The organism is Pseudomonas sp. CFBP 5748, assembly GCF_053850495.1.
Map to the genome: position 1 here is coordinate 19,220 of NZ_JBSPTN010000019.1, position 24,572 is coordinate 43,791.

Annotated in this window: 31 protein-coding genes; 29 read left to right on the forward strand and 2 right to left on the reverse strand. The window is 61.1% G+C overall.

Translation table 11 applies throughout. From position 1 onward, the window contains the following. The first annotated feature begins 1 nt into the window (after nt 1). The 26 genes from ACWNZ1_RS27680 to recX all read left to right on the forward strand — a co-directional run bounded on the left by ACWNZ1_RS27680 (nt 2) and on the right by recX (nt 20,547). Nucleotides 2-1,168: a phage tail sheath protein gene (locus tag ACWNZ1_RS27680; RefSeq protein WP_135843953.1), complete on the forward strand. Its 1,167-nt coding sequence runs from the start codon at nt 2-4 to the stop codon at nt 1,166-1,168. Then, complete coding sequence (locus ACWNZ1_RS27685; protein ID WP_135843954.1) at nt 1,168-1,674, forward strand: phage major tail tube protein; 507 nt, start codon at nt 1,168-1,170, stop codon at nt 1,672-1,674. Before ACWNZ1_RS27680 ends, ACWNZ1_RS27685 begins: the two co-directional genes overlap by 1 nt. Before the next feature lie 160 nt (nt 1,675-1,834). Beyond that, nucleotides 1,835-2,401, forward strand: coding sequence for a phage tail assembly protein (locus ACWNZ1_RS27690; RefSeq protein WP_135843955.1), 567 nt, complete (start codon nt 1,835-1,837; stop codon nt 2,399-2,401). A 128-nt stretch (nt 2,402-2,529) separates the two neighbouring features. Next, the gene (locus ACWNZ1_RS27695; protein ID WP_456027998.1) at nt 2,530-4,587 is read left to right on the forward strand and encodes a phage tail tape measure protein; all 2,058 of its coding nucleotides are present in this window, start codon (nt 2,530-2,532) and stop codon (nt 4,585-4,587) included. Beyond that, nucleotides 4,587-4,970 carry a phage tail protein gene (locus ACWNZ1_RS27700; protein WP_135843957.1) on the forward strand — a complete coding sequence of 128 codons (384 nt, stop codon included), beginning with the start codon at nt 4,587-4,589 and terminating at the stop codon, nt 4,968-4,970. Before ACWNZ1_RS27695 ends, ACWNZ1_RS27700 begins: the two co-directional genes overlap by 1 nt. Then, the gene (locus ACWNZ1_RS27705) at nt 4,963-5,175 is read left to right on the forward strand and encodes a tail protein X (RefSeq protein ID WP_135843958.1); all 213 of its coding nucleotides are present in this window, start codon (nt 4,963-4,965) and stop codon (nt 5,173-5,175) included. Before ACWNZ1_RS27700 ends, ACWNZ1_RS27705 begins: the two co-directional genes overlap by 8 nt. A 9-nt stretch (nt 5,176-5,184) precedes the next feature. Further along, nucleotides 5,185-6,201, forward strand: coding sequence for a contractile injection system protein, VgrG/Pvc8 family (locus ACWNZ1_RS27710; protein WP_135843959.1), 1,017 nt, complete (start codon nt 5,185-5,187; stop codon nt 6,199-6,201). Between the two features lie 159 nt (nt 6,202-6,360). Continuing rightward, nucleotides 6,361-6,927, forward strand: coding sequence for a phage tail terminator protein (locus ACWNZ1_RS27715; RefSeq protein WP_265072765.1), 567 nt, complete (start codon nt 6,361-6,363; stop codon nt 6,925-6,927). Continuing rightward, nucleotides 6,924-7,106, forward strand: coding sequence for a DUF2635 domain-containing protein (locus ACWNZ1_RS27720; RefSeq protein ID WP_039594435.1), 183 nt, complete (start codon nt 6,924-6,926; stop codon nt 7,104-7,106). Before ACWNZ1_RS27715 ends, ACWNZ1_RS27720 begins: the two co-directional genes overlap by 4 nt. Then, nucleotides 7,106-8,602 (forward strand): phage tail sheath subtilisin-like domain-containing protein, encoded by a 1,497-nt coding sequence (locus ACWNZ1_RS27725; RefSeq protein WP_256452260.1) that lies wholly within the window; start codon nt 7,106-7,108, stop codon nt 8,600-8,602. The genes ACWNZ1_RS27720 and ACWNZ1_RS27725 overlap by 1 nt, the downstream gene beginning before the upstream one ends. A 65-nt stretch (nt 8,603-8,667) precedes the next feature. Next, nucleotides 8,668-9,015 carry a phage tail tube protein gene (locus ACWNZ1_RS27730; protein ID WP_024618254.1) on the forward strand — a complete coding sequence of 116 codons (348 nt, stop codon included), beginning with the start codon at nt 8,668-8,670 and terminating at the stop codon, nt 9,013-9,015. Beyond that, on the forward strand, nt 9,012-9,308 hold the full coding sequence (locus ACWNZ1_RS27735; RefSeq protein ID WP_003198316.1) for a phage tail assembly protein: 297 nt from the start codon (nt 9,012-9,014) through the stop codon (nt 9,306-9,308). Before ACWNZ1_RS27730 ends, ACWNZ1_RS27735 begins: the two co-directional genes overlap by 4 nt. A 130-nt stretch (nt 9,309-9,438) precedes the next feature. After that, entirely contained in the window at nt 9,439-11,013 is a 1,575-nt protein-coding gene (locus tag ACWNZ1_RS27740; protein ID WP_135843962.1) for a phage tail tape measure protein, read from the forward strand. Then, nucleotides 11,000-12,238, forward strand: coding sequence for a DNA circularization protein (locus ACWNZ1_RS27745; RefSeq protein WP_135843963.1), 1,239 nt, complete (start codon nt 11,000-11,002; stop codon nt 12,236-12,238). Before ACWNZ1_RS27740 ends, ACWNZ1_RS27745 begins: the two co-directional genes overlap by 14 nt. A 3-nt stretch (nt 12,239-12,241) precedes the next feature. After that, nucleotides 12,242-13,360 (forward strand): phage baseplate assembly protein, encoded by a 1,119-nt coding sequence (locus tag ACWNZ1_RS27750; protein ID WP_456027999.1) that lies wholly within the window; start codon nt 12,242-12,244, stop codon nt 13,358-13,360. A 39-nt stretch (nt 13,361-13,399) separates the two neighbouring features. Beyond that, nucleotides 13,400-13,909, forward strand: coding sequence for a phage baseplate assembly protein V (locus ACWNZ1_RS27755; RefSeq protein ID WP_135843965.1), 510 nt, complete (start codon nt 13,400-13,402; stop codon nt 13,907-13,909). After that, the gene (locus ACWNZ1_RS27760) at nt 13,909-14,307 is read left to right on the forward strand and encodes a phage GP46 family protein (protein ID WP_135843966.1); all 399 of its coding nucleotides are present in this window, start codon (nt 13,909-13,911) and stop codon (nt 14,305-14,307) included. The genes ACWNZ1_RS27755 and ACWNZ1_RS27760 overlap by 1 nt, the downstream gene beginning before the upstream one ends. After that, complete coding sequence (locus tag ACWNZ1_RS27765) at nt 14,297-15,337, forward strand: baseplate J/gp47 family protein (protein WP_256452263.1); 1,041 nt, start codon at nt 14,297-14,299, stop codon at nt 15,335-15,337. Before ACWNZ1_RS27760 ends, ACWNZ1_RS27765 begins: the two co-directional genes overlap by 11 nt. Next, on the forward strand, nt 15,325-15,927 hold the full coding sequence (locus tag ACWNZ1_RS27770; RefSeq protein WP_456028000.1) for a YmfQ family protein: 603 nt from the start codon (nt 15,325-15,327) through the stop codon (nt 15,925-15,927). Before ACWNZ1_RS27765 ends, ACWNZ1_RS27770 begins: the two co-directional genes overlap by 13 nt. Nucleotides 15,928-15,937: 10 nt before the next feature. Continuing rightward, entirely contained in the window at nt 15,938-16,873 is a 936-nt protein-coding gene (locus ACWNZ1_RS27775) for a hypothetical protein (protein WP_456028001.1), read from the forward strand. Then, a complete protein-coding gene (locus tag ACWNZ1_RS27780) occupies nt 16,873-17,262 on the forward strand; it encodes a tail fiber assembly protein (RefSeq protein WP_456028002.1) in 390 nt (129 codons plus the stop codon). The genes ACWNZ1_RS27775 and ACWNZ1_RS27780 overlap by 1 nt, the downstream gene beginning before the upstream one ends. A gap of 56 nt (nt 17,263-17,318) precedes the next feature. Continuing rightward, the gene (locus ACWNZ1_RS27785) at nt 17,319-17,852 is read left to right on the forward strand and encodes a glycoside hydrolase family 19 protein (RefSeq protein ID WP_456028003.1); all 534 of its coding nucleotides are present in this window, start codon (nt 17,319-17,321) and stop codon (nt 17,850-17,852) included. Then, nucleotides 17,849-18,364: a lysis system i-spanin subunit Rz gene (locus ACWNZ1_RS27790; RefSeq protein ID WP_456028004.1), complete on the forward strand. Its 516-nt coding sequence runs from the start codon at nt 17,849-17,851 to the stop codon at nt 18,362-18,364. The genes ACWNZ1_RS27785 and ACWNZ1_RS27790 overlap by 4 nt, the downstream gene beginning before the upstream one ends. 70 nt (nt 18,365-18,434) lie before the next feature. After that, on the forward strand, nt 18,435-18,935 hold the full coding sequence (locus ACWNZ1_RS27795; protein ID WP_456028005.1) for a CinA family protein: 501 nt from the start codon (nt 18,435-18,437) through the stop codon (nt 18,933-18,935). A gap of 83 nt (nt 18,936-19,018) precedes the next feature. Continuing rightward, a complete protein-coding gene (recA, locus tag ACWNZ1_RS27800) occupies nt 19,019-20,071 on the forward strand; it encodes a recombinase RecA (protein ID WP_079303629.1) in 1,053 nt (350 codons plus the stop codon). Nucleotides 20,072-20,079: 8 nt separating this feature from the next. Continuing rightward, nucleotides 20,080-20,547, forward strand: coding sequence for a recombination regulator RecX (recX, locus tag ACWNZ1_RS27805; protein WP_135843977.1), 468 nt, complete (start codon nt 20,080-20,082; stop codon nt 20,545-20,547). 46 nt (nt 20,548-20,593) lie between these two features. Here the strand turns inward: recX and ACWNZ1_RS27810 are convergent, their stop codons facing one another. Continuing rightward, nucleotides 20,594-21,712, reverse strand: a complete 1,119-nt coding sequence (locus ACWNZ1_RS27810) for an LOG family protein (protein WP_135843978.1) — start codon at nt 21,710-21,712, stop codon at nt 20,594-20,596. A 441-nt stretch (nt 21,713-22,153) separates the two neighbouring features. Here ACWNZ1_RS27810 and ACWNZ1_RS27815 point away from each other — a divergent pair, with 441 nt between their 5' ends. Continuing rightward, nucleotides 22,154-22,348 (forward strand): hypothetical protein, encoded by a 195-nt coding sequence (locus ACWNZ1_RS27815; protein ID WP_135843979.1) that lies wholly within the window; start codon nt 22,154-22,156, stop codon nt 22,346-22,348. Here the strand turns inward: ACWNZ1_RS27815 and ACWNZ1_RS27820 are convergent, their stop codons facing one another. Beyond that, nucleotides 22,349-22,771, reverse strand: a complete 423-nt coding sequence (locus ACWNZ1_RS27820) for a PA3611 family quorum-sensing-regulated virulence factor (RefSeq protein WP_135843980.1) — start codon at nt 22,769-22,771, stop codon at nt 22,349-22,351. A 184-nt stretch (nt 22,772-22,955) separates the two neighbouring features. Between ACWNZ1_RS27820 and ACWNZ1_RS27825 the strand changes: the two genes are divergently transcribed. Together ACWNZ1_RS27825 and erdR are read left to right on the forward strand one after the other, a co-directional pair. Continuing rightward, a complete protein-coding gene (locus ACWNZ1_RS27825) occupies nt 22,956-23,702 on the forward strand; it encodes a tRNA-uridine aminocarboxypropyltransferase (RefSeq protein ID WP_135843981.1) in 747 nt (248 codons plus the stop codon). Nucleotides 23,703-23,914: 212 nt separating this feature from the next. Beyond that, nucleotides 23,915-24,568 carry a response regulator transcription factor ErdR gene (gene erdR / locus ACWNZ1_RS27830; protein ID WP_135843982.1) on the forward strand — a complete coding sequence of 218 codons (654 nt, stop codon included), beginning with the start codon at nt 23,915-23,917 and terminating at the stop codon, nt 24,566-24,568. The last annotated feature ends 4 nt before the right edge of the window (nt 24,569-24,572 follow it).

Here is a 24,572-nt window from a genome sequence, read left to right on the forward strand (position 1 = left end):
CATGGCTGAGGTTTTGAACTTCGAGCATAACGGCATTACCGTCAATGCCACTGAATCTCCCGAGGCCATGGGTGGTCTGGGTGATAACGTCATCGGGCTGGTCGGCACCGCGCCGAATGCCAACCTGCTGATTCCGAAAAACACCCCGTTCCGCATCAACAGCTTCACCACCCAGGCCCAGCTGGACCCGACCGGTGCCGAGGCGGGGACGCTGTTCCAGGCGGTCTACCAGATCCTCAAAGTGGTCAAGGTGCCGGTCTACGTGGTTATCGTCGAGGAAGGCGCGACACTGGCCGACACGCAGAACAATGTGATCGGCGGCATCGAGGCGCAGACCGGTCGCAAGCTCGGCCTGGCGGCGTTGAGTGGAGTCGCGGAAGACCTGACCATCATCGGCGCACCGGGCTTCACCGGCACCAAGGCGGTGGCCAGTGAGTTCGCCTCGTTCGGCAAGCGTATCAAGGCGCGTGTGGTGCTCGACGGCAAGGACGCCTCGGTCGCTGATCAAGTGAGCTACAGCCAGGAACTGGGCGGCGCCGACCTCGGTTTCGACCGTTGCCTGGTGGTGCACAACATGCCGGCGGTGTACTCCAAGGCAGCGAAGAAAAACGTCTTCCTGGCGCCTTCCAGTCTGGCCATCGCCGCGCTGGCCAAGGTCAAGCAATGGGAGAGCCCGGGCAACCAGGTCACCTACGCCGAAGATGTCTCGCGCACTGTCGAATACAACATCCTCGACACGTCCACCGAAGGCGATCTGCTCAACCGCTACGGCGTCAGCTACTACGCCCGAACCATCCTCGGCGGCTTCTCGCTGCTGGGCAACCGCTCCATCACCGGCAAGTTCATCAGCTACGTCGGCCTGGAAGATGCCATCAGCCGCAAGCTGGTGAAAGCCGGCCAGAAGGCCATGGCCAAGAACCTGACCAAGTCGTTCATGGACCAGGAGGTCAAGCGCATCAACGACTGGCTGCAAACCCTGGTCGCCGACGAAACCATCCCCGGTGGCAGCGTGTACCTGCACCCGGAATTGAACAGCGTCGAGAAGTACAAGAACGGCACCTGGTACGTGGTCATCGACTACGGCCGCTATGCGCCGAACGAACACATGATTTATCAACTCAATGCCCGCGATGAAATCATCGAGCAGTTCCTGGAGGACGTTCTCTAATGTTTACCAACCGCGTAAGACAGGCCATCGCGGCCACCCTGCAAGGCCTGCCGTTGTCGGCGACGGTGGAAGATTTCACCCCGCCGAAGATCGAATTCGAGATGGAAGAGATGCGTGGCGGCCGTTTCATTGGCGAGGAAATGGCCAAGGGCGGCAAGGTGCTGACGGCCAAGCTGACGCTGCAAGGTCTCGGCCCGGAAATCATGCTGGCACTGGGCGTGAGCGTGGGCGACGACATTCTGCTGAACGTGCGTGAAGCCGGCCAGGATCAGGATGGCAACACTTGGTTCACCTACCACACGGTCGGCGGCAAGTTGAAATCCCTCGAGGAAACCCCGCTGAAAATGACCGAGAAGCCCAAGACCAACCTTGAGCTGTCCTGCCGCACCTACAACCGCCTGGAAAACGGCGTTCCGGTGATCGACATCGATGTGCGCACCCAGAAGTTCGTGCTCAACGGTGTCGACATCCTCGGTGATGCGCGTCGTGCGGTGTTGTTGCCTTAAACCAAGGCCTGCCAGCTGAACGCAGACCTCCTGTGGGAGCGGGCTTGCTCGCGAAGAGGCCATCAGCTTCAACATCGAAGTTGCCTGACCCACCGCTTTCGCGAGCAAGCCCGCTCCCACAAGGGGCTCGCCCTCCATGATCCACCAAGGAATTCACTTCATGTCCTGGACGCCTCCTGTTCACGTCCTGCTGTCGCCGATCACCGCTGACGACGAGTCGCAGATCGAGCAGCTCCCACTCAAACCCTTGTTCTACGCCGCGCAGAAAGACGCCCTGGCCCGTGCCGGCGATGATGAAGACGAGCAGTTTTTTGAACTGGCCAAACTGGCCACCGGCCTGTCGACCAAGGAGCTGGATCAGCTCAAACGCCCGGACTACGTCAGCATTGCCCAGTACGTGCACGACATGTCCACGCGCCCGGCGTCGTACTTTTTGGATGACCCACAGGCCGACCCCGACCAGGTGCAACTGCTGCAACCGCTGAGCGTGGCGGGTCGCAGCCTGACGTCGCTGACATTGGAAATGCCGGTGCTGCGCGCGACCAAGGCGATGAAGAAACTGAAGACGGCCAAGGAACGCGCCGAGTTCATCACCGCCCATTGCACCGGCCTGATGATTCCCGATCTCGGCCTGCTGAGCGTGCCCGACTGGACGCAACTTCAGGTGCGCATCGACGATTTTTTAAACAAACCGGCGGACTACTTTCGGAGCGCGACATCGAAGTAATCCTCGATGTGGTGCCGCTCATTTACCCGGTAAGTGAGGCGGAGATTCTGGAGTGGGACGCCGGCAAGGCCTTGCGCCGTTACGACATCGCGATCACTCGCCTTGGCGTGAAACAGGAGTAGAGCGGGATGGCGGACGATAGATATTCGCTCAAATACGCAGCCTTCAATGAGAGTGGGCTGGCGTTCGGTAATACCAGCCTCACGAGTGGTGTGTCAGCACAAGGCACGGGCACGTCCGCCAGGGATCAGCTGTCTGGCCTCGATCTGGCGCTGGAAAAACTTGGGCTCAAGCTCGGTCTGCTGACGACGGCTATCGAATCATTGACCTTGAAGTTTTCGGCGCAACGAGCAATGGGAACCGCTGCCAAGGCTGAGTCGGCCAATGAGCCAAAGGGTAAATCAGGTGGCGGTATCGAACCGCCGGAGCTGCTTAAACCGGCGATAGCGATGGACTCGGCCATGGCCGATTTGAAGCAGGCGGGTCAATTTTCCCCTCGTCAAATCGCAGAGATGGCGGAGCCCACCCAGCGCATCGCCAGCGCTCCGCTGGTGGCGGCCGGGGGGACCAAAGCGGTTGATCTGGTGAGAATCGAAAGCTTGGCAGCCAGTGCTGGCATCGGTCGCGATCTCCCCAATGCATCGGACCGACAGTTCGAACTGTTGCGCTTTGCCAGTGATGTTGGCGTCACTGCATCGGCGTTCAGAAAACCGGCCATGGAAGTCGCCGAGATGATGGTCGGCTGGCGCACCTCCATGAAGCTCAGCGGCGCTCAAGCCTTTGACCTGGCGGATGCCATCAACCAGTTGAGCAAGATCCCCGGTGGAGCGAAACCGGGAGACATAGGCGCCGTCTTGCAGCGTGACGGTGCGGCTGCGACGACGGCGGGCCTGGCTCCTGCGCAAGCGGCAGCGTTGACGGCGGCATTGCTCAATACCGGCACACAACAGGCTGAAGCCGGCGTGGCGCTTGATAACTTCACGACTGCCCTGGGCAAGGGGGATCAGGCCTCTGCCACCGAGCAAGCGGCCTGGAAGCAACTGGGCCTGGAACCGAACGCGGTGGCGAGCGGCTTGCGTGACAAGGACACGACGTCTGGCACGGTGATGACGGTGCTCGCGGCCTTGAACGCGCAGCCGGCCGAAAAACGCTCGGCCCTTGCCGCCACGCTATTTAGCAATGGCGATGGAGCGGTGCTGCGCATGGCGCAGAAACTGGCCGATGTGAATGAAGCCTTCGGACAAGTGAAAGACCCGGCCCAATACGCCACGTCGCAGTTGGGTGATAAGGGCTCGGTCAGGCAGGACGCGTTGGCGCTGTCGAATACCCAGCAAGGCCAGTGGAATGTCTTGGGTGCACGTGCTGATCGTCTATCGGTGGCCACGGGCAATGCCTTGGCGCCTGTGGCGGATAGCTCGCTTCAGGCGTTGGGTTCGCTGGCCGATGGCATGAGTGAATTGGCTGAGTCCTCACCTAAAGCCACCGCTGCAATTGTGCTGGTTGCCGCAGCGATCAAACCGCTGGTGAGTGCGTTGCTCAAGGCGGTCACGGATGAGCTGAGCAACCAAGTGGCCAAACGAGTGTTGGGGACAGCGAGCGTTGCGACAGTTGAAGCAGGGGCGAGCTCCAGCGGTGTCTTGCGCGGCATGAGTGCTTCGTTGCGCTCGTTTACCCGCTTTATACCTGGAGCATTCGCACTGAGTGCCGCCCCCGAGGTGGTCGAAGGCGCGATGAACGGCGATGCCCGGATGATCGGCGCTGGCCTCGGAACCGCTGGCGGCGGCTGGGCAGGGGCGTCGGCAGGCGCTACCGCCGGAGCCACTGTCGGTACTTTTTTCGGTCCCCTCGGCACCGCCATTGGCGGAGCACTTGGCGCGGTCGTTGGCGGGCTGGCCGGCAGCTGGATCGGTGGAGAGTCGGGCTCCTGGCTGGGTGACCAACTCGCCACGCCCGCCGACAAGCTCCCCCCTCCGGACCAGGCCGCCAAAGCGCTGACCAATGCCCAGACCTCCACGGCACAGAACACCATGACCGCAAACATCTACATCAACGGTCAGGACCAGGCCAGCGCCAGTCAATTGGCCAACCTGGTGGTGCAGCAGCTCTCGGGCCAATTCGGCTTAACGACCATGCCCAACACACTCGCCATGCGCAGTGATGCGGCCCTGACCGACGGAGGTACGTGATGCGTCAACAAATGGCACTGGGCAGCTTCATTTTCGGCCTGTCCAGAAACTTCGCCTATCACTCCCTGGTACGCACCTCGGACGGTGGCTGGAAGAGCATCGACATCCTCACCAGCAAACCTAAGTCCAGCCAGGTCGGCCAAGGCCTGCAAGGGCTGACGATCACGGGCAAGTCGATGTACGCGACTGCCATGGATCGTCTCGATGAATTGCGTGCATTGCAGGCGCAACGCGTTCCTGTCCCGTTGGTTGACGGCATCGGCCGCAACTGGGGGTTGTGGCAGATCAACAAGGTGTCGGAAACCCAGACGGAGATCATTGATGACGGCACCGCGATGGTGGTCGGCTGGGTGATTGAATTAACGGAGTTCGCCAATGCGTAGGGTTCGAAGCATCGCCGGTGATTCGGTGAATCTGTTGCTGTACCGCGAGCTGGAGCGTTGTGACGATGCCGCCGAAGAGGCGCTCTGGCTGCTCAATCCGGGGCTGGCCGAGTGGGGCCCGGTATTGCCGGCAGGGGTGTGGGTGATCCTGCCGGAAGTGGATCTCAAACCTGTCGCACCCACACCGGTTTCGGCCTGGGATTAAGGAGGCAACATGTCACTGGGTTTCACGCCTGCGGTGGAAATTTACGGTGCGAACGCTGCACTGCTCAACGAGCGCTTGCTCAAGTGGACGCACGTCGATGCGGCGGGGATCGAGTCCGATCAACTGACGTTGACGATCAGTCTGGACGGGCTTGAAGGGTTGCCCAGCCTGGGCGGAAAAATCGGTCTGCGGGTTGGTTACCTGGAGTCGGGGCTGGTGGATAAAGGCGAGTTCGTCATTACCCGACGCACGCCGATCCTGTTTCCCTTGCAGCTTGTCCTGGTGGCCATGGCGGCGCCGTTCAGTGCGGCGGACCAGACCGGGTTCAAACAACGCCGATCCGCCAGCCACGGCCCGACGACCCTGGGTGCGCTGTTTCGGCAATTGACCTCCAGGCACGGTTTTTCTCCTCGGGTAGCGCCGGACCTGTCGCTGATAAAAATCGAGCACATCGACCAGTCCAACGAGACCGACATGGGGTTCCTGACGCGCCTGGCCCACCGTTACGACGCCGTCGCCAAGCCGGTCAACGAGTTGTATGTGCTGGCTCGGCGTGGTCAGGCGAAGTCGTTGTCGGGCAAGGTGCTGCCAGAGATAAAGCTGTCGGTGACCAGCAATAATCGCCCGGGGGATAACGCCTTTATCTCGGCCAAGCTGGAGGAAACCGCCCGGGCGAAATACCAGGGCTGCAAGACCAGTTGGTGGGATGCGGCGGGCGGCAAAGTGCGCGTCGAGGAGAGCGGTCTCGCGCCGTTCAAGACCCTGCGCCAACGTTTCCAGAGCGCAGACGACGCCCGCGCCGCCGGTGAAGGCGAGGTACGGCGGATGATGCGCGAGGCCCTCAAGGTGAAGATCGGCTGCCCAGGCAACCCGGGATTGTCCGCTGAAGGCATCGTGCTGCTGGACCCCTCCTGGCCGGACTTCATGCGCGGTCGCTGGTCGATCGACAAAGTCACCGCCAGCGGCGACCGGGAAAAAAGCTACCGCTGCGAGATTGACGCGACCTGCCTGGATGCCAGGGCCTGACGCCACTCCCTCAAACACCGCGAACTCTGTGGGAGCGAGCTTGCTCGCGATAGCGGTGTGTCAGTCGACTTCAATTTCGAATGTCAGACCGTTATCGCGAGCAAGCTCGCTCCCACAGTTTTCCGACTGCCTGCGCCTTTCATATCACTGGAGCCCTCCATGAAGATCACGCCGATCCTCACGCAGCTGCGTGAGCAATGCCCTGCGCTCGCCAATCGCGTGGCCGCGGGCACTGACCTCGCCACCTTGCAAACCCCCTGCGCCTACGTAGTGCCGATCAACGATCTGGCCAGTGCAAACGCTGCGCAAAACGCCACCCGGCAAGCGATCCGCGACCGCTTCGAAGTGACCCTGATACTCGACTCCACCGACCCGACAACAGCGCTGGATCAGTTGCACGACCTGCGGGCCGAGCTGTGGCGGGCGCTGGTGGGGTTTAAACCCGGTGGCGATTACACCGGCATCGAATACGACGGTGGAGAGCTGGTTTCCATCAACAGCAGCCGTGTGTTGTACCGGCTGCGTTTTTTCGCCGAGTTCCAGCTGGGCCGCAACCTGGCGAGCCAGCCTGCCGAAAGCTGGCACGAACGTGAGCTGGACGGCTTGTCGTCCTTTACCGGGGCCACCGTGCGGGTCGATGCCATCGACCCGGCGGACCCTAACCTGAAACGTCCCGGCCCCGATGGGCGCGTGGAACTGACCTTCTCTGGAGACGTAACCCCATGAGCAAACGCATCACCGTGCTGCCGGCCCCGGGCCGTGCCGTACCGGACCCGGAAGCGGGCGATCTGTTGCCCCTCGAAGGCCGTGAAGTGCCGGACAACGCCTGGTGGCGTCGCCGTCTGGCCGATGGCGATATCACCACCAAAACCGTGAAAGCGGCAAAACCACAGGGAGCCAAATAATGGCGATCGGATTCAGCAACATTCCCGCGGACATTCGTGTTCCGCTGTTCTACGCCGAAATGGACAACTCGGCCGCCAATAGCGCGTCGTCGGCCATGCGCCGGTTGATCGTCGCCCAGGTCAACGACAACGTCGCCCCGGCCGAAGTCGGCAAACTGGTGCTGGTGTCCAGCGTCGCGCTGGCCAAGAGCATCGGCGGGCAGGGCTCGATGCTCGCCTCGATGTACGAAACCTGGCGCAAGACTGACCCGCTGGGTGAGATCTGGTGCCTGCCGCTGCACAACACCGCAGGGGCCATCGCACAAGGCGTGCTGACCCTCACCGGCGCCGCCACTCAAAGCGGTGTGCTCAACCTGTACGTGGGCGGCGTGCGCGTTCAGGCGGCCATCGTCAATGGTGCGACGGCCGCTCAAGCCGCCACCGCGCTGGCCTTGAAAGTCAACGCCGCCGCCGACCTGCCGGTGACCGCGGTGGCCGCCGAAGGCGTGGTGACCCTCAGCGCCAAGTGGACCGGCGACAGTGGTAACGACATCGGCCTGCAATTCAATCGCCTGGGCAAGAGCAACGGCGAAGACACCCCGGCAGGCCTGACCACGGCTGTCACCGCCATGACCGGTGGCGCCGGTGTGCCGGACCAGACCGCCGCCGTCGCGGCCCTGGGCGACGAACCGTTCGAGTTCATCGCCATGCCATGGTCTGATCTGGCGAGCCTCAACACTTGGCAAGCAGTCATGGACGACAGCACCGGTCGCTGGTCCTGGGCCAAGCAGTTGTTCGGCCATGTCTATAGCGCCAAGCGCGGTAGCATCGGCACCCTGGTGGCGGCCGGTCAGGCGCGCAACGACCAGCACATGACCATCCAGGCCCTGGAGTTGGGCGTACCGCAACCGTTCTGGGTCCAGGCCGCCGCACTGGCCGCCCGCACTGCGGTGTTCATCTCTGCCGACGCCAGCCGTCCGACCCAGAGCGGCAGCCTGCCGGGCCTGGATCCGGCCCCGGCCAGCGAACGTTTCACCCTGACCGAGCGTCAGTCGCTGCTCAACTACGGCATCGCCACGGCTTATTACGAAGGCGGTTATGTACGTATCCAGCGTTCCATCACCACCTATCAGAAAAACGCCTTTGGCCAGGCTGACAACTCCTACCTGGACAGCGAAACCATGCACCAGTCGGCGTTCATCGTGCGGCGTCTGCAAAGCGTGATCACCAGCAAGTACGGTCGCCACAAACTGGCCTCCGACGGCACCCGTTTTGGCGCCGGCCAACCCATCGTGACGCCGAGCACCATTCGCGGTGAGCTGATCGCCCAGTACGCCAAGCTCGAACTGGAAGGCCACGTGGAAAATGCCGAGCTGTTTGCCGAGCACTTGATCGTCGAGCGCGATAGCCAGGACCCGAGCCGGGTCAACGTGCTGTTCCCGCCGGATTACATCAACGGCTTGCGGGTGTTCGCGCTGCTCAATCAATTCCGCCTGCAATACGACGATGCCGCCTGAAGGTTGCGTCAATCGTATGAACTCAGCCCACCTCGCGTGGGCTTTTTATTGAAGGGAGAAACACCATGGGTCAACTGATTGCGGGCACCTGCTACGTCAAAGTGGACGGCGCTCAACTGACCATTAATGGCGGCTGCGAAGCGCCACTGATGTTCACCAAACGCGAAACCGTCGTACCAGGTTTCTACAAGGAAACCGACATCGCCCCGTCCTTCAAGGTGACGGCGCTGCACACCGCTGACTTCCCGCTCAAGCAACTGGTGGCCGGCACCGACATGACCGTCACCTGCGAATTCAACAACGGCAAAGTCTACGTGCTGGCCGGCGCCTATCTGGTGGAAGAGCCGGTTTCCAAAGGTGACGACGCCGCCATCGAACTGAAGTTCGAAGGCATCAAGGGGACCTGGCAATGAGCGATGTTGTGACACTGCGCGTGGCCATCGAGGCCCACGGCGAGCCTGTGAGCGAACTGACCCTGCGCCGTCCGACGGTGCAGGAAGTCCGGGCGATCAAGGCGCTGCCGTACAAGATCGACAAGAGCGAGGAGGTGAGCCTGGACATGGATGTCGCGGCCAAATACATCGCAGTCTGCGCGGGTATCCCACCGTCGTCGGTCAACCAGTTGGATCTGGCAGACCTCAACGCGCTGAGCTGGGCCGTCGCGAGTTTTTTCATGAGTGCGGCGTCGCAGCCATCGGCGACCTGATCGCCGCCGCCTATGACCTGGCCTGGTTCTGGAAGGTTGACCCCGAACAGATGATGGCCAGGCCACTGGATGTGCTCCGCGAATCCCTGGAGCACGCGCAACGGATCAATGCGATGCAGCAGGTGCAGTGATGGCAGACACACAAAAGGTAGAGAAAAAAGCGCTGCTGCTGACTGGCATCGACGAGCTGTCCCCCAAGCTCGCCAACCTTCGAGCGAAGGTCGCGAGCTTCAAGCAGAACCTCGATGCCACGGGCCTGGGCAGCCTGGATATTTCCGCGCTGCTCCCGGACGGCGGCCTGGTCAAGCCGTTCGTGGAAGGGCTCAAGTCAGCAGAGGCGTTCAAAGGTGAAGTGGGCGCGGCGAACGTGGCGGCCAGCAGCTTGGAGGCGCCTGAAGCGCCGCGTGTGGCGGCACAGAGCCTGGATGGATTGAAGACTTCCATCAGCAATGTATCGGTGCAGTTCGGCTCGGCGCTGGGGCCGGCGATCAACGCGGCAGCGGCCAGCTTGCAGCCGATGGTCACTGGTGTGGCTCAAGTGCTGCAGGACAACCCGCAACTGGTGCAGGGGCTGGCGACAGGTGTGGTGGCGTTCAACGCGATCCAGACGGCAGTCAGCGGTGCGAGCCAGGCCTTGGAAGTGGTCAACCTGGCCTTGAAGATGAACCCCATTGGCTTGATTGCCATGGGCATCGCCTTGGCGGCAGGCATGATCATCGCCCACTGGACGCCGATTTCGGCGTTCTTCGCCGGACTCTGGCAGAAGCTGGCGCCGATCGTTATGCCGATGGTCGAGTTCTTCAAGACGATGTTTGCCTTCACCCCGCTGGGGCAGGTGATCAGCAACTGGGGCCCGATCAGCAGCTTTTTTGGCGCACTCTGGAACGTGATCGTGGCGGCGGCAACCCCCATCATTGGCTTCATGCAAACATTGTTCGCCTGGTCACCCTTGGGTTTGATCATCGCCAACTGGGCGCCACTGAGCGGTCTGTTCGCGGCAATCTGGGACTTGCTCAAAGCCCTGACCGTGCCGGTGATGGACGCCTTGAAAGGCCTGTTCGACTGGACGCCGCTGGGGCTGATCATGGCCAACTGGGGCACGATCGGTGAAGTCTTCGCCGGGATCTGGGAAGGCATTCGCAATCAGGTGTCGATCATGCTGGCGGTGTTCAGCGGTTTGTTCGACTGGTCGCCCATCGAGGGTCTCATCAAACAGTGGGGACCGGTGGGTGAGTGGTTCACTCAATGGTGGGACGAGCTGCAGGGCGTGATCGCGCCGATCAAGGCGTTCTTCAACGGTGGCTTCGGCGAAATCATCACCACCTTCACCGGCAAGGTCGAAGGGCTGACCGAGGCGCAGCGAAAGACCAACGCCGAAGGCAAGGGTGAGCTGGCGCCGGCGTTTTTTGGCGGGGCCAGTGAACCGCCTGCGGGCCTGTCTTCCAACCTTGCGCCAACGCCGGGCAACCTGCCGGCGAAGACCGCATTGGCGCCGGGCGCATTGCCGCAAACCTCCAGTGCCCTGGTGCAACAAAGCGCCGCGAACAATCGCACGCAGCTCGAAGGCGGCCTGACCGTGCGCTTCGAAAATGCACCGGCCGGGTTGCGCGCCGATCCACCACAGACCAATCAGCCGGCCCTGGCGGTGAGCTCGCGTATCGGCTATCGCTCACTGTCCACAGGAGGTTCCAATGAGCTGGCGTGATCGTTTATTGCCGGCGTCGTTTCGTGGCGTCGGGTTCTGGGTCGATCAGGCGAAAACCCCGGTCGGCCACAAGGGGCAGTTGCACGAGTACCCACAGCGCGACCAGCCGTTCTTCGAAGGGCTCGGCCAGCAAGCGAAGATTCATGAGCTGACTGCATTCATTGTCGGCCCCGATTGCCTGGAGCAGCGCGACAAGTTGCTCAAGGCGTTGGAGCAGGGCAGCGGCGAACTGGTGCATCCGTGGCTGGGGCGTCTGCAGGTCAAGGTCGGTGAATGCGACATGACCCACACCCGCCAGGACGGCGGGCTGGTGACCTTCGCCCTGAAGTTCTACCCCGACCGACCACTGCAATTCCCCTCGGCCGCGATCAACAGCCAGAAACTGTTGCTGGTCTCGGCTGACAGCTTCCTCGGTTCGGCGGTGCGGCGTTTCGAGGACGCCATGACCTTGATCAAGGCCGCGCGGATCGGCATCGCTGACCTGCGCAATAGTCTCAAGGAGGTCTACGGCGTGATCGAGCAAGAGCTCAAGCCGTTGATCGAGACCTATCGGCAACTCAGCGATCTGGTCAAGGCGGTGAAAGAGCTGCCCAAGGAAGTGGTCGCCGAGTTCAAGGGGTTGCTGGGTGACATCCGGGAGTTGAAGGACTTTGCCCGTGACGGCTATCGCGGCGTGATTGCCAGCGTGTCGCAACAGGTGGAAGCGATTCGTCAGGCCGACGCTCCCAAGCTCACCACCGGCAAGGACACCACGGCGGCGGCCCAGGCCGTGGCCGATCTGGTGCAGGACACGCTACTGGTGCAGGCCGCGCAATGGATTGCGGCGATGCCGGTGGCGGCACCGGCGGTCAAGTTGGGCGCTACACCCTCGGTGGCGCAACAGGCGGTGCAACCGGTCCAGCGTCGGGACGTGCCGGTGGCCGATGATGTCCTGGCCTTGCGCGATGCCCTCAACGAGGCCATCTGGCAAGCCTCGCTCAAGGCCGATCCGGATCACTACCAGGCGCTGAACAGCCTGCGTCAGCAAATGGCCGCGCACCTGACGGCGGTAGCGTCGTCGGGCGTAAGGCTGATCAACCTGTCGTTCAAGCAAAGCTTGCCGGCGTTGGTGGTGGCGTATCAGCAGTTTGCCGATGCCACCCGGGTGACTGAAGTGACCCAGCGCAACGGTGTAGCCCATCCGGGTTTCCTGCCGCCCAACGACCTGAAAGTCTCGGGGGAGTAAGCCATGAATGAGCACGACAACGCTGTCTCGCTTACCGTCGGCGGGCTGGATTACGGCGGCTGGAAAAGCGTGGAAATCAGTGCGGACCTGGAGCGCCAGTTCCGCACATTCAAGCTCGACATCACCTGGCAATGGCCGGGGCAGACGCAATCGGTGCCGATTCGGCCGGGCGATGAGTGCCAGGTGCGCATCGGTGCCGACCTAGTGCTCAGCGGCTATGTGTTCAAGGCGCCGGTCAGCTACGACGGACGCCAGATCAGCCTCAGCATTGAAGGTGGCTCCAAAACCCAGGACCTGGTGGATTGCGCGGCGATCAATCGCCCGAGCCAATGGCGCGGGCAAACGGTGCTGAGCATTGTCCAGGCCCTGGCTTCTCAATATGGCGTGGGGGTGATCAGCGAAATTCCGGAAACCGCGCGGTTGAGTGAGCACAGCATCGTCCCGGGGGAAACGGTCTTTCAATCCATCGACCGTTTGCTGACGTTGTTCCGGGTGTTTTCCACTGACGACGCACAAGGACGTGTGCTACTGGCCAAACCCGGCAGCGGCGGGAGGGCCAGTGATGTGTTGGAGTTGGGCAAGAACATTCTTTCCGGCAACGCAGCGATGGACTACAGCCAAGTGTTTTCCGAATACCGGGTCATCGGTCAGCACAAGGGCAATGACCAGCAAAGCGGGGCGGCGGTGAGCGAAGTCTGCGGCACCTCCACTGACTTGAGCTTCAAGCGCAAGCGGGTGACGGTGATCAGCGAGAGCGCGCAACTGACTTTCGAACTGGCCCAGCAACGGGCCGATTGGGAAAACGCGATCCGCACCGGCAAGGCCCAGACCACCACCTACCGTGTGCAAGGCTGGCGCCAGGCCAATGGCGACTTGTGGCGACACAACACACTGGTGCGGGTGATCGACCCGGTGCTGGGTTTTGATGGCGACATGCTGATCTCCAAAGTGACCTGGTCGCTGTCCGCCCAAGGCTCCATCACCACCCTGCAAGTCGCCCCCCCCCACACCTTCGACGCGAACCCGACGCCCACCCAAAACCTGAGCCCAACGCCAACCCCTCGGCCACTGCACAACCCCTGTGGGAGCGAGCAAGCTCGCTCCCACGCTGTTCCGGGGTAGCCGCCAAATTGCTGTTCTGCCGATTCCGAAGGAAACCCAATGAGCCTACTGACCCGCCTCCTGGCGCGCGGCACTGTCGTGCTCGCCAATTCGGCCACCAAGTTGCAATCGCTGCAAATGCGCCTCACCGCCGGCGAAGTGAACGACGACATGGAGCACTTCGAACCCTACGGCTTCACCAGCAATCCACTGGCCGGCGCCGAGGGCATCGCCACGTTCCTGGGCGGTGATCGCTCCCATGCCGTGGTGCTGGTGGTCGCCGACCGTCGTTTCCGCCTCAAGGCCCTGGCCCCTGGCGAAGTGGCGATCTACACCGACGAGGGCGACAAGATCCACTTCAAGCGTGGCCGCGTGATCGACATCGACACCGTGACTCTGAACATCCGCGCCAGCAACGCGGTGAACATTGACAGCCCGGTCATCAACCACACCGGCAAACTCGTTTCCCAAGGCGACCAGATCGCCGCCGGTATCAGCCAGATCAAGCACGTGCATGTCGGCGTTCAGGCCGGCAACGGGCAGACCGGCGCGCCGGCGGGAGGCCAGTGATGTTCATCAGCCAGAACCTGCACGCCGCGCTGACTCGCTCGGTGCTGATCAGCCTGTTCAGCTGGCGTCGCGCCGCTGACGACGATGCCGTCGATGACGACGAACGTTTCGGCTGGTGGGGCGACACCTTTCCTACGGTCGCCGACGACCGCATCGGCTCGCGGCTGTGGCTCCTGCGCCGGGTCAAGCTGACCCGCCAGACCCAACTCGACGCCGAGTTCTATGCCCGTGAAGCCTTGCAATGGCTGATCGACGACGGCCACTGCCGGGCCATCGAGATCATCAGTGAACGCCTCGATGCCCAGCGCCTGAACCTGCGCACGGTCCTGACCCTGGCCGACGGCGAGCGCCTGGACATCAACCCCGATAACAGTTGGCAGGTGACCTATGCCGTTTGAAACCCCTTCGCTGCCGGTGCTGATCAAGCGCGCCCAAAGCGACCTGGCCAGCGATTCGCTGCGCCAGTCCGATGCCCAAGTGTTGGCCCGCACCCTTGGCGGCGCCGCCTATGGCCTGTATGGCTACCTGGACTGGATCGCCGAGCAGATCCTGCCGGACAAGGCCGACGAATCGACTCTGGAACGCATCGCCGCCCTGCGCCTGAACCAGGCGCGTAAAGCGGCCCAGGTGGCCAGCGGCAGCGTCAGCTTCACCGCCACCGCTGGCGCGGTGCTGGATGTCGACACGCTGCTGCAATCCAGCGATGGTCGCAGCTACAAAGTGACTAACGCCCGCACCACCAGCAACGGCCTGAACAGCACCACTATTGCCGCGCTGGACGCCGGCAGCCTGGGCAACGCCGACGCAGGCCTGGTGTTGACGCCAGTTCAACCGATTCTCGGCATCGGCAGCAGCTTCACTGTGCTGGCCCCAGGACTGACCGGCGGTGTCGCCCGGGAAAGCCTCGAATCACTGCGGGCGCGGGTGATCCGCTCCTATCGCATCATCCCCCATGGCGGCTCGGCCCAGGACTATGAAACCTGGGCCTTGGAATGTCCCGGTATCACCCGCGCCTGGTGTCGCGGCAGCTATTTGGGCCCTGGCACCGTTGGCCTGTTCGTCATGCGTGACGACGACCCGCAGCCGATTCCCAATGCCGAGCAACTGGAGGAAGTCCGCGCCTATATCGAACCGCTGCGCCCGGTGACCGCCGAGATGCATGTGCTGGCGCCGACCCAGGTCCCCGTGACCTACCGGTTGCGCATCACCCCGGACACCAGCGCCGTGCGCGCGGCCATCGAAGCCCAGCTGCGCGACTTGCATAACCGCGAAGCCGGTCTTGGCGAAACCCTGTTGCTGACCCACATCGCCGAAGCCATCAGCAGTGCTACTGGCGAAACCGACCACAAACTCACTGCGCCGAGTGCCGATGTAGTGGCGGCCAGCAATCAACTGCTGACCTTCGGAGGCTGCGTATGGCTGGAATAAGAACCGCCGAACAGTACCAGGCCCAGCTGCGCAGCCTGCTGCCCAGTGGTCCGGCGTGGGATCCGGAGCGTGTGCCGGAGCTGGACGAAGTGCTGGAAGGCATCGCCCAGGAACTGGCCCGCCTCGACGCCCGCGCCGCCGACCTGCTCCACGAAATGGACCCGGCGGGAGTGAGCGAACTGGTGCCGGATTGGGAGAGGGTGATGAACCTGCCTGATCCGTGTCTGGGGCTTAATCCTGCATTTGAAGACAGGAGGTTGGCGGTTCGGCGAAGGCTCGTTGAGGTCGGCGGGCAGAGCCGGTCTTACTTCATAGACATAGCGATCAGTCAGGGTTACCCAGAGGCCGCCATAACCGAACACCGAACACCTCGGATGGGGCGTTCTCGTTTTGGACTGGCGCGTTTCGGTACTTGGAACGCTCAGTTCATGTGGACCTTGAACACCGGCGGACGCCAGCGACAGGGCCGGCGCTTCGGTGTGAGTTACTGGGGCGAGCAGTTTGGTTTGAACCCTGGGAACCCACTCGAATGTCAGATCCGGCGCGCTGCGCCTGCGAACACGATCGTGCAAATAAATTACAACAACTGAGGGATATAGCGTGGACTTTCCAAAAAGTATACCGAGCGTTGGTTTGGTCGATGGGAAATTTGTAGATGAAGACTTGGTAGCAGGCACGCCTGGGTCGTTAATTCCTGCTCAATGGGGAAATGCCGTCACAGAGGAAGTGCTGAATGTGATTACATCCGGCGGGTTGGTTCCGAACGAGGACAACAATGCGCAGCTTCTGGCTGCGATAACCATGAAGATAGCTGCCGCAATCCCTGCCGCACCACCCGCAGCCTCTGCATCTGTTCGCGGGCTTGTCGAGTTGGCCACGAATGCAGAGACGCAAGCTGGAGCGGACACTGAGCGGGCGGTAACTGCAGCGGGTCTCGCGTCCAGAACGGCCACCGAGTCCCGTTCAGGAATTGTCCAGCTCGCCACCCAGGCCCAGGTCAGCACCGGAACTGACGATGCAACAGCTGTCACCCCCTTAAAGCTGGCGGCGAATCAAGCTGCTACTGGAGCAACTAGCTTTGCCAGGCGTTTAGCTAACTTCCGGGATATCAAACCTCTTGGCACCGCTGGAGGAACCTACACCACGGGAGCATGGCGCACCCGTGATCTGAACACCGCTGTAGTCAATAACATCCCAGGCGCAACTCTAACCTCTAATCAACTGACGCTTCCGGCGGGCACATACTTCCTGATGGGGCAGTCAGCGATAGGCGACATCTACAACGCCAGGCTGCGACTCTACAACGTTACAGACTCGATTGCGGTTTTGGAGGGTATCGGTAACGGTGCCTTACGTACCGGAAATCTGACCAACTCTCTTGCTCATATTATGGGCTCATTCATATTGAGTGCTTCTAAGGTAGTGGAGCTGCAAATGAACGCTGCTGTAACTTCAAACGGTACCGGGATGGGCTATGCGCTCTCGCTCGGTAGTAACGAGGTTTATAGCGATATTACTTTGTGGAGGTTGTTTTGATGGATGTTTCAATGGCAATTGAATGGCTCGTTCCGGCTGCGCAGTATTTCGGCAGTCTGACCGATAACACTCGTGATTCCTTCGAAATGCTCTCGTGGAACGATGAGCGGCCCAAACCCACTTGGGAAAATGTGGAGTTCGCGTGGGAAGAAAGCCAGAAGCCCAACGTTTCTGATCTTGCAGATAAGGCACTGGCTCGGCGTGACGAACTCTTGGTTGCAGCTGCGCTGCGTATTGCGCCACTCCAGGATGCCGTAGACCTGGGAGATGAAACCCCAGAGGAGGAGACGTACCTGAAACAGTGGAAACAATATCGAGTCGCGTTGAATCGGATAAGCCAGCAACCAGACTTCCCCATGGATATCAAGTGGCCGGTGGCTTCGAATTAGTACGCAGCCTGCGTACCTGCGGCGCACAGGCTGATTTTTGCGCATGGAGAAGAGTTATGCCCGTCACAGAGCAGCAATTGCTGCAGATCCTCCCGAACGCCGGCACCAAAGCCGGCGTTTTTGCGTCTATTCTCAGCACGGCCATGGGGTGCTACCAGATTGTCGGGCCATTAAGAACCGCGGCCTTCATGGCGCAGATTGGCCATGAGTCTGGTCAACTTCGCTATGTTCGCGAACTGTGGGGCCCGACTCCGGCCCAGACCCGGTATGAAGGCAGGGACGACCTGGGCAATACCATGCCTGGTGATGGCTTCAAGTATCGTGGGCGGGGGCTGATCCAGATCACCGGCCGGACCAACTACGCAGAGTGCGGAGAGTCCCTGGGCCTGGACCTGATCAATCAACCTGAGCTGCTGGAGCAACCGCAATGGGCCGCGATGTCCGCTGCCTGGTTCTGGTCCTCTCGCGGTTTGAACACCCTGGCGGACGTGGGCGCCTTCGACAAAATCACACGACGGATCAACGGTGGTCAGAATGGCGCCGCAGATCGGCGAGCACTGTATGTCCGGGCGCTGCAGGTGCTGGCTTGAGTCTCGCCGGGCTGAAACTCTGGGTGGTCGGCGTGCTGACGCTCCTGCTGCTGGTCGTCGGCGGAACGTGGAAGGTCCAGGACTGGCGCTACGGCAAGCAGTTGGCGGAGCAGGCCGGCCTGCATCAGTCCGATCTGAACACCATAAGCAGAGCTGCCTCGGCCCAAGCCCAGGCCGAGCACGACAAACGCCTGGCCCTGGAACAACAACTCTCTGCCAGCGAACAAACCCATTACCGAGCCTTGAGCGATGCCCAACGTGACCAGGATCGCCTGCGCGATCGCCTTGCTACTGCCGATGTCCGGTTGTCAGTCCTCCTCGACGCCGACGATGTCGCCGCCGGTTGTGCAGTGCCTGCCACCACCCGCGCCAGCGACGTGGATCATGGTGCCCCACGTGCCCGACTTGACCCGGCGCATGCTCAACGAATTATCGCCATCACCGACGCCGGTGATCGCGGATTGATTGCCTTGCAGGCCTGTCAGGCCTATATCAGGGCGCTGGGTCGGTAATCCGGCGAGCCTTGCAAGCTTCGACTGCTCGTGTACGGTAGGCCTCATTGCGTCGAATCAGGAGAGCTTCATGGACGACATTACCGAACTGGCTGCTGAACTGGGCAGGCGCCTGCAGGTGCTCAATACCCATGTGACCACGGCTGAGTCCTGCACCGGCGGCGGGATTGCCGAGGCAATCACTCGGATTCCCGGGAGTTCGGCCTGGTTCGAGGCCGGTTATGTGACCTATTCCAATCGCCAGAAGACTCAGCAGTTGAATGTGCCGAGCGAGTTGTTCGAGACGGTGGGGGCGGTCAGCCGCGAGGTGGTCGAGGCCATGGTGCGGGGTGCCCAGCACAAGAGCCTGGCGCGTTTTGCCGTGGCGGTCAGCGGCGTGGCGGGGCCGGACGGTGGTTCGCCGAACAAGCCGGTGGGCACCGTGTGGCTCGCCTGGGGCGTTGGCGAGACGGTCACCAGTGAGCAGCGATTCTTTTCGGGCAACCGCGATGAGGTCCGCCGACAAACGGTGAAGGCCGCGCTAGAGGGGCTGTTACAACATGCCGCTGTAGAAATCTCAAATCAGGGGTAGGCGATCTGTAATCGCTGTGGAATAATACTGGCTACTTATACAGGTGTTGGCCGTCAGGCCTTATTGATTACGTGAGGACTTTAATGGACGACAACAAGAAGAAAGCCTTGGCTGCGGCCTTGGGTCAGATCGAACGTCAATTCGGCAAGGGTGCCGTAATGCGTATGGGCGATCAGGACCGTCAGGCTATTCCTTCCATCTCCACCGGCTCCCTGGGCCTGGACATTGCGCTGGGCATCGGCGGCCTGCCAAAAGGCCGTATCGTTGAAATCTACGGTCCTGAGTCGTCCGGTAAAACCACACTGACCCTGTCCGTGATCGCCCAGGCTCAAAAAGCTGGTGCGACCTGCGCCTTCGTCGACGCCGAACACGCCCTGGACCCGGAATACGCCGGCAAACTGGGCGTCAACGTCGATGACCTGCTGGTTTCCCAGCCGGACACCGGTGAACAGGCCCTGGAAATCACCGACATGCTGGTGCGTTCCAATGCGGTTGACGTGATCATCGTCGACTCTGTGGCGGCGCTGGTGCCAAAGGCTGAAATCGAAGGTGAAATGGGCGACATGCACGTGGGCCTCCAGGCTCGCCTGATGTCCCAGGCCTTGCGCAAGATCACCGGTAACATCAAGAACGCCAACTGCCTGGTGATCTTCATCAACCAGATCCGTATGAAGATCGGCGTGATGTTCGGCAGCCCGGAAACCACCACGGGTGGTAACGCGCTGAAGTTCTACGCTTCGGTCCGTCTGGACATCCGCCGTACTGGCGCGGTGAAAGAAGGTGATGAGGTTGTCGGCAGCGAAACCCGCGTCAAGGTTGTGAAGAACAAGGTGGCTTCGCCGTTCCGTCAGGCCGAGTTCCAGATTCTCTACGGCAAGGGCATCTACCTCAATGGCGAGATGATCGACCTGGGTGTGCTGCACGGTTTCGTCGAAAAATCCGGCGCCTGGTATGCCTACAACGGCACCAAGATCGGACAGGGCAAGGCCAACTCGGCCAAGTTCCTGGCGGACAACCCGGAAGTTGCCGCAGCCCTCGAGAAGCAATTGCGTGACAAACTGCTGAGCCCGGTGGCAGACGTCAAGGCAGTGGCCAACCGCGAGACTGCAGACGATCTGGCTGACGCTGACATCTGATCGATTCGATGACCGTCGTACTCGATACCCTCGTCGCGGTGCGACGAACCGCGATGGACCTGCTCGCCAGGCGCGAGCACGGTAGGGTCGAGCTGACGCGTAAACTGCGTCAGCGCGGTGCTCCCGATGAGTTGATCGATGCGGCTCTCGACCGTTTGACGGAAGAGGGCCTGTTATCGGAAGCCCGCTACCTTGAGAGTTTTGTCTCTTATCGCGCCCGCTCCGGTTATGGTCCGTTACGAATTCGTGAGGAGCTCGGCCAACGAGGCTTGCAACGCCCGGATATAGAACTGGCCCTGCGCGAAAGTGGTATCGATTGGCAGGAGCAATTGACGGACACCTGGCGTCGCAAGTTCTCAGGGCATTTGCCCATCGATGCACGAGAACGCGCCAAGCAAGGGCGTTTCCTGGCGTATCGAGGCTATTCCATGGAGATGATTAGCCGCTTGTTCAGCGGTCGAGGCATGGATGATTAAACAAGAACGGCCCGCTATTTCGATAGCGGGCCGTTTTTTTATGGGCTCAGGTTACCTTGATCGGCTCCCATGTAAGGGGGCGAGGTTCAGGGGTGGGCTGGGCCCAGTTTTCCGGCAGGTTGATGTAATCCACCAGTTCCCTTAAACGGCCGTGATCGCGGGCGTTGAAGGTAAATGCCAGTCGCGTCAAATGACTGAACTGGGCTTCGTCGTGCTCCTCGCCACTGTAGTCGTGCTGATGAAAACAATCGTTCAGGCACAGGTCGGCAAAGTCCACTTGCATCTGCTGCAGCGCCTGTTCGCTGAGCTTGTGATTCATGCGGACCACAAACTGATGCTTGAGCCAGCGACTGGAGTGGAAGTTGCGGTAAAACTGGTTGATCTCTTCCACGGCCTCTTCGGCGTTGTACACCAGCCGCATCAGTTTCAAGTCAGTGGGTAGGATGTAGCGGTTTTCCTCCAGTTGCTCACGGATGAAGTTCAGGGCGCCTTGCCAGAACTTGCCCCCAGGAACGTCCAGCAATACCACCGGTACCAGCGGGCTCTTACCCGTTTGCACCAGTGTCAGGACTTCCAGTGCTTCATCAAGGGTGCCAAAGCCGCCTGGACAGAGCACCAACGCGTCGGCCTCCTTGACGAAAAACAGTTTGCGGGTAAAGAAAAAGTGGAACGGCAACAGGTTCGGTGTGCCTTCGACGGTCGGGTTTGCGTGCTGCTCAAAAGGCAGGGTGATGTTGAATCCCAGGCTGTGGTCCCGACCCGCGCCTTCATGGGCGGCAGCCATGATGCCACCGCCGGCGCCCGTGATGACCATCATGTCCGAACGGGCCAGGGCCGCCCCCAGCTCTCGAGCCAGGCCATACAGGGGGTGCTCGATGGGCGTGCGAGCCGAGCCGAAAACGGTGACCTTGCGTCGCCCCTTGAATTGTTCGAGCGTGCGGAATGCATGTTCCAGTTCCCGCAGTGCCTGCAGGGTGATCTTGGCATTCCAGCGGTTGTGATCTTCCTGGGCCATGCGCAGCACGGTCAGGATCATGTCGCGGTAGATGGGGAGGTTGGGGCTGTTGGGGGATACCAGGTTGAGTTGCTCTTCGACCTTGCGGGTGAGGTCGTGGCCATGGTTCTCAAAATGACGACTGAGCAGGTCATTCGGTTTATAAGGCATTCAACTTCTCCTTCTTAACAGAACCCTGGCCCGAACGAGAGATTCGTCAGGGCCACGACACTCCGTGTGTCATTGTCGGCCCAGGCCCATGCCTGGGTGTTCGACCTGGCTTGACGCGGTCTGCAGCAAAGCGATCAAGCCATCCAACAGGTTCTGTTTATCCCTTGGATGAAAAACAATCACACGGCAAGGTGCTGGCAGGGCAGCCTCGTTCTGCCCGATAAAAAGAGGTACTTCTGAATCTAGCTGATCTTCGCAGCCTTGATCATGGCGCTCAAAAGCGACCGTTGGCAACCGCTGAAGGACCCCACCGCTCGTCAGATTGGCGACCAGGTTCGCGCCGCTCTGATTTACTGATAACAAGCGTGCCAATGTGATGCGGCGCTCAGGGCTGGGCGCCACGCGATGGATTGAAACGGATCGGGCATGGAGGCGGGAGAGATGACCAGGGTAACTCTGGAACTCGACAGTCAGTTGCACCTGATGCTGTTGGAAGCGGCTCAGGCCAATCGGGTAAGTCTTGAGGAGGAATGCTACCGCCGGCTGGAAGGCCGGGCATGGCGCTCGCGTTATTTGCAGGCGCTGGTGGCGGAACTGCGCGCCGACGATGAGCAGCGACGCGCGCGCGCGGGTTGATTACTTCTTGGTCTTGGCCGGTTTCGGGCAGTCCGATTCCTGGAAGCGTTCAGTCGCGACCGGGCGGTTGGTTTTAACCTCGGTAAACTCGTAGCGCATGGTGGCACCCTTGGCCATCAGCTTGCGGAAGCCTGGGTTGGTGCATACCGTGGAACCCAACTGGAAATAAACAGCCTTGGGGTCAGCGCGCATTTTCTGGGCATGGCTGCTTTGCACGCTGAGGTGATTGATCAGCTCGGTGCCTTCGACGGTGTAACCCTGGTCAAGAATATCTTCGCTGATCGCCCGCGGCGTGCCGACGCTGCTTTGCGTGGCCACGTTCTGCAGCATCTTGTTCAGTTCGAGTTCTTTCAGCGAAGCAGCCTGAGCGCTGAGGGACGTCGCCAGCAGAACGGCAACGGTAGGGACGATAAGGCGCAGCATGAAACTCTCCTGGTTCAGTGACTGGTGGTTCGACCGATCACATGACTGTGCGTTCAGTGGCGAGAAATTATAGGGGAGCCCGGGCGGACGGTACAGGCTTGCGCGCTCTGGTAGACTGCCGGCCTTTCTTGCCCTGCCGAGTGTTGTTCGTGTCGAGTTTTCCTGTCTGTCGGCGTTGCCCACGATGAACCATGCCCCTAACGCCGTCGCCCGCCTGCGCGACCAGCGCATCGATGAAGGTATCAAGCCGATTCAGGCCCGTGGCTGGCGCGCCCCCCGGTGCAGCGCCTGCCGGGTGATCGAGAGCCATTGCCTGTGCGCCTGGCGGCCGAGTGTCGAGACCCGTTCCGGGGTTTGCCTGATCATGACCAACAAGGAAGTGTTCAAGCCAAGCAACACCGGTTGGCTGATAGCTGACGTGGTGCGCGACAATCATGCGTTCATCTGGTCGCGCACTGAAGTCGACGAGCAACTGCTGGCGCTGCTCAATGACCCGCAATGGCAGCCCTACCTGGTATTTCCCGGTGAATATGTCGAGCCATCGCGAGTCACCCACACGGTTGATCTCGATCCTTGCAAGCGTCCGCTGTTCATTTTACTGGACGCGACCTGGACGGAGGCGCGTAAGATTTTCCGTAAAAGCCCGTATTTTGACCGCTTGCCGATCCTGAGCCTGCTGCCCGACAAGCTGTCGCGCTACCGCTTGCGCCGTTCGACCCGCAGCGAGCACCTGTGCACCGCCGAAGTAGCGGCGTTGTGCTTGGAACTGGCAGGGGACAGTGACGCCGCGTCGGCCCTGGATGCCTATTTCGACGTGTTCAGCCAGCACTACCTGGGCGCCAAACGCCAGCAAGAGGTCAATATATCGACCCCGGCCCACGCCGAATTGCAGCCCTTTATCCGTACCGCGCAAGCAGTATTGGCCCAATAGTGGCCCATACTGCACACAGGGCCGGCCGTGCTGCTTGACCACCCCGGCTTCGCTGGGCATGCTTGGCGCCGACCAGGGTGCGGCCGAAGTTTGAAACGCCGTGTTTGGCGTTGAACGTGCCCCTGTGGATATCGCTGCATGGCGGTGTCTTGAGTTGTTTGGCGAGGCGCGAATGTATCGGGCCTGCCATTAAAAACAGGATCATTTTAAAAATGGCCACATACGAAATCCTGATTGCCGATGACCACCCGCTCTTTCGCAGCGCGTTGCATCAGGCAGTGACCCTGGGCCTGGGCCCGGATGTCCGGCTGACGGAGGTGGCCAGTATCGCGGAACTGGAAGCCCGGTTGACTGAAAAGGCCGACTGGGACCTGGTGCTGCTGGACTTGAACATGCCGGGTGCCTATGGCTTTTCAGGATTGGTGCTGTTACGTGGCCAATACCCGCAGATCCCCGTGGTGATGGTGTCGGCCCAGGAAGAGGCCTCGGTGATGGTCAAGGCCCGTGAATTCGGCGCCAGCGGTTTCATTCCTAAATCCAGCTCCCTGGAAAATATCCAGCAGGCTGTGAAAGCCGTGCTCAATGGCGACGTATCCTGGCCACCCCAGGCGTTCGAGGCGGTCAGCGTATCCGCGGAAGCCAAGGCCGCCAGCGAAGGGCTGGCCAGTCTCACACCGCAGCAGTTCCGGGTGTTGACCATGGTCTGCGAAGGCTTGCTGAACAAGCAGATTGCCTATGAGCTGAGTGTGTCGGAGGCCACCATCAAGGCCCACGTGACGGCTATTTTTCGTAAACTGAACGTGCGCACCCGGACCCAGGCGGCTTTGTTGCTGCAACAACTTGAGTCAATTTCACCGCAGCCTTAGTGCG

Coding starts and splice junctions, on each gene's coding strand:
- ACWNZ1_RS27750 (WP_456027999.1), top strand. CDS start 12,242: ATGAATGAGCACGACAACGCTGTCTCGCTTACCGTCGGCGGGCTGGAT.
- erdR (WP_135843982.1), top strand. CDS start 23,915: ATGGCCACATACGAAATCCTGATTGCCGATGACCACCCGCTCTTTCGC.
- recA (WP_079303629.1), top strand. CDS start 19,019: ATGGACGACAACAAGAAGAAAGCCTTGGCTGCGGCCTTGGGTCAGATC.
- ACWNZ1_RS27695 (WP_456027998.1), top strand. CDS start 2,530: ATGGCGGACGATAGATATTCGCTCAAATACGCAGCCTTCAATGAGAGT.
- ACWNZ1_RS27815 (WP_135843979.1), top strand. CDS start 22,154: ATGACCAGGGTAACTCTGGAACTCGACAGTCAGTTGCACCTGATGCTG.
- ACWNZ1_RS27765 (WP_256452263.1), top strand. CDS start 14,297: ATGCCGTTTGAAACCCCTTCGCTGCCGGTGCTGATCAAGCGCGCCCAA.
- ACWNZ1_RS27825 (WP_135843981.1), top strand. CDS start 22,956: ATGAACCATGCCCCTAACGCCGTCGCCCGCCTGCGCGACCAGCGCATC.
- ACWNZ1_RS27705 (WP_135843958.1), top strand. CDS start 4,963: ATGCGTAGGGTTCGAAGCATCGCCGGTGATTCGGTGAATCTGTTGCTG.
- ACWNZ1_RS27755 (WP_135843965.1), top strand. CDS start 13,400: ATGAGCCTACTGACCCGCCTCCTGGCGCGCGGCACTGTCGTGCTCGCC.
- recX (WP_135843977.1), top strand. CDS start 20,080: ATGACCGTCGTACTCGATACCCTCGTCGCGGTGCGACGAACCGCGATG.
- ACWNZ1_RS27710 (WP_135843959.1), top strand. CDS start 5,185: ATGTCACTGGGTTTCACGCCTGCGGTGGAAATTTACGGTGCGAACGCT.
- ACWNZ1_RS27735 (WP_003198316.1), top strand. CDS start 9,012: ATGAGCGATGTTGTGACACTGCGCGTGGCCATCGAGGCCCACGGCGAG.
- ACWNZ1_RS27795 (WP_456028005.1), top strand. CDS start 18,435: ATGGACGACATTACCGAACTGGCTGCTGAACTGGGCAGGCGCCTGCAG.
- ACWNZ1_RS27680 (WP_135843953.1), top strand. CDS start 2: ATGGCTGAGGTTTTGAACTTCGAGCATAACGGCATTACCGTCAATGCC.
- ACWNZ1_RS27685 (WP_135843954.1), top strand. CDS start 1,168: ATGTTTACCAACCGCGTAAGACAGGCCATCGCGGCCACCCTGCAAGGC.
- ACWNZ1_RS27770 (WP_456028000.1), top strand. CDS start 15,325: ATGGCTGGAATAAGAACCGCCGAACAGTACCAGGCCCAGCTGCGCAGC.
- ACWNZ1_RS27720 (WP_039594435.1), top strand. CDS start 6,924: ATGAGCAAACGCATCACCGTGCTGCCGGCCCCGGGCCGTGCCGTACCG.
- ACWNZ1_RS27760 (WP_135843966.1), top strand. CDS start 13,909: ATGTTCATCAGCCAGAACCTGCACGCCGCGCTGACTCGCTCGGTGCTG.
- ACWNZ1_RS27780 (WP_456028002.1), top strand. CDS start 16,873: ATGGATGTTTCAATGGCAATTGAATGGCTCGTTCCGGCTGCGCAGTAT.
- ACWNZ1_RS27740 (WP_135843962.1), top strand. CDS start 9,439: ATGGCAGACACACAAAAGGTAGAGAAAAAAGCGCTGCTGCTGACTGGC.
- ACWNZ1_RS27725 (WP_256452260.1), top strand. CDS start 7,106: ATGGCGATCGGATTCAGCAACATTCCCGCGGACATTCGTGTTCCGCTG.
- ACWNZ1_RS27700 (WP_135843957.1), top strand. CDS start 4,587: ATGCGTCAACAAATGGCACTGGGCAGCTTCATTTTCGGCCTGTCCAGA.
- ACWNZ1_RS27730 (WP_024618254.1), top strand. CDS start 8,668: ATGGGTCAACTGATTGCGGGCACCTGCTACGTCAAAGTGGACGGCGCT.
- ACWNZ1_RS27745 (WP_135843963.1), top strand. CDS start 11,000: ATGAGCTGGCGTGATCGTTTATTGCCGGCGTCGTTTCGTGGCGTCGGG.
- ACWNZ1_RS27715 (WP_265072765.1), top strand. CDS start 6,361: ATGAAGATCACGCCGATCCTCACGCAGCTGCGTGAGCAATGCCCTGCG.
- ACWNZ1_RS27820 (WP_135843980.1), bottom strand. CDS start 22,771: ATGCTGCGCCTTATCGTCCCTACCGTTGCCGTTCTGCTGGCGACGTCC.
- ACWNZ1_RS27690 (WP_135843955.1), top strand. CDS start 1,835: ATGTCCTGGACGCCTCCTGTTCACGTCCTGCTGTCGCCGATCACCGCT.
- ACWNZ1_RS27810 (WP_135843978.1), bottom strand. CDS start 21,712: ATGCCTTATAAACCGAATGACCTGCTCAGTCGTCATTTTGAGAACCAT.
- ACWNZ1_RS27785 (WP_456028003.1), top strand. CDS start 17,319: ATGCCCGTCACAGAGCAGCAATTGCTGCAGATCCTCCCGAACGCCGGC.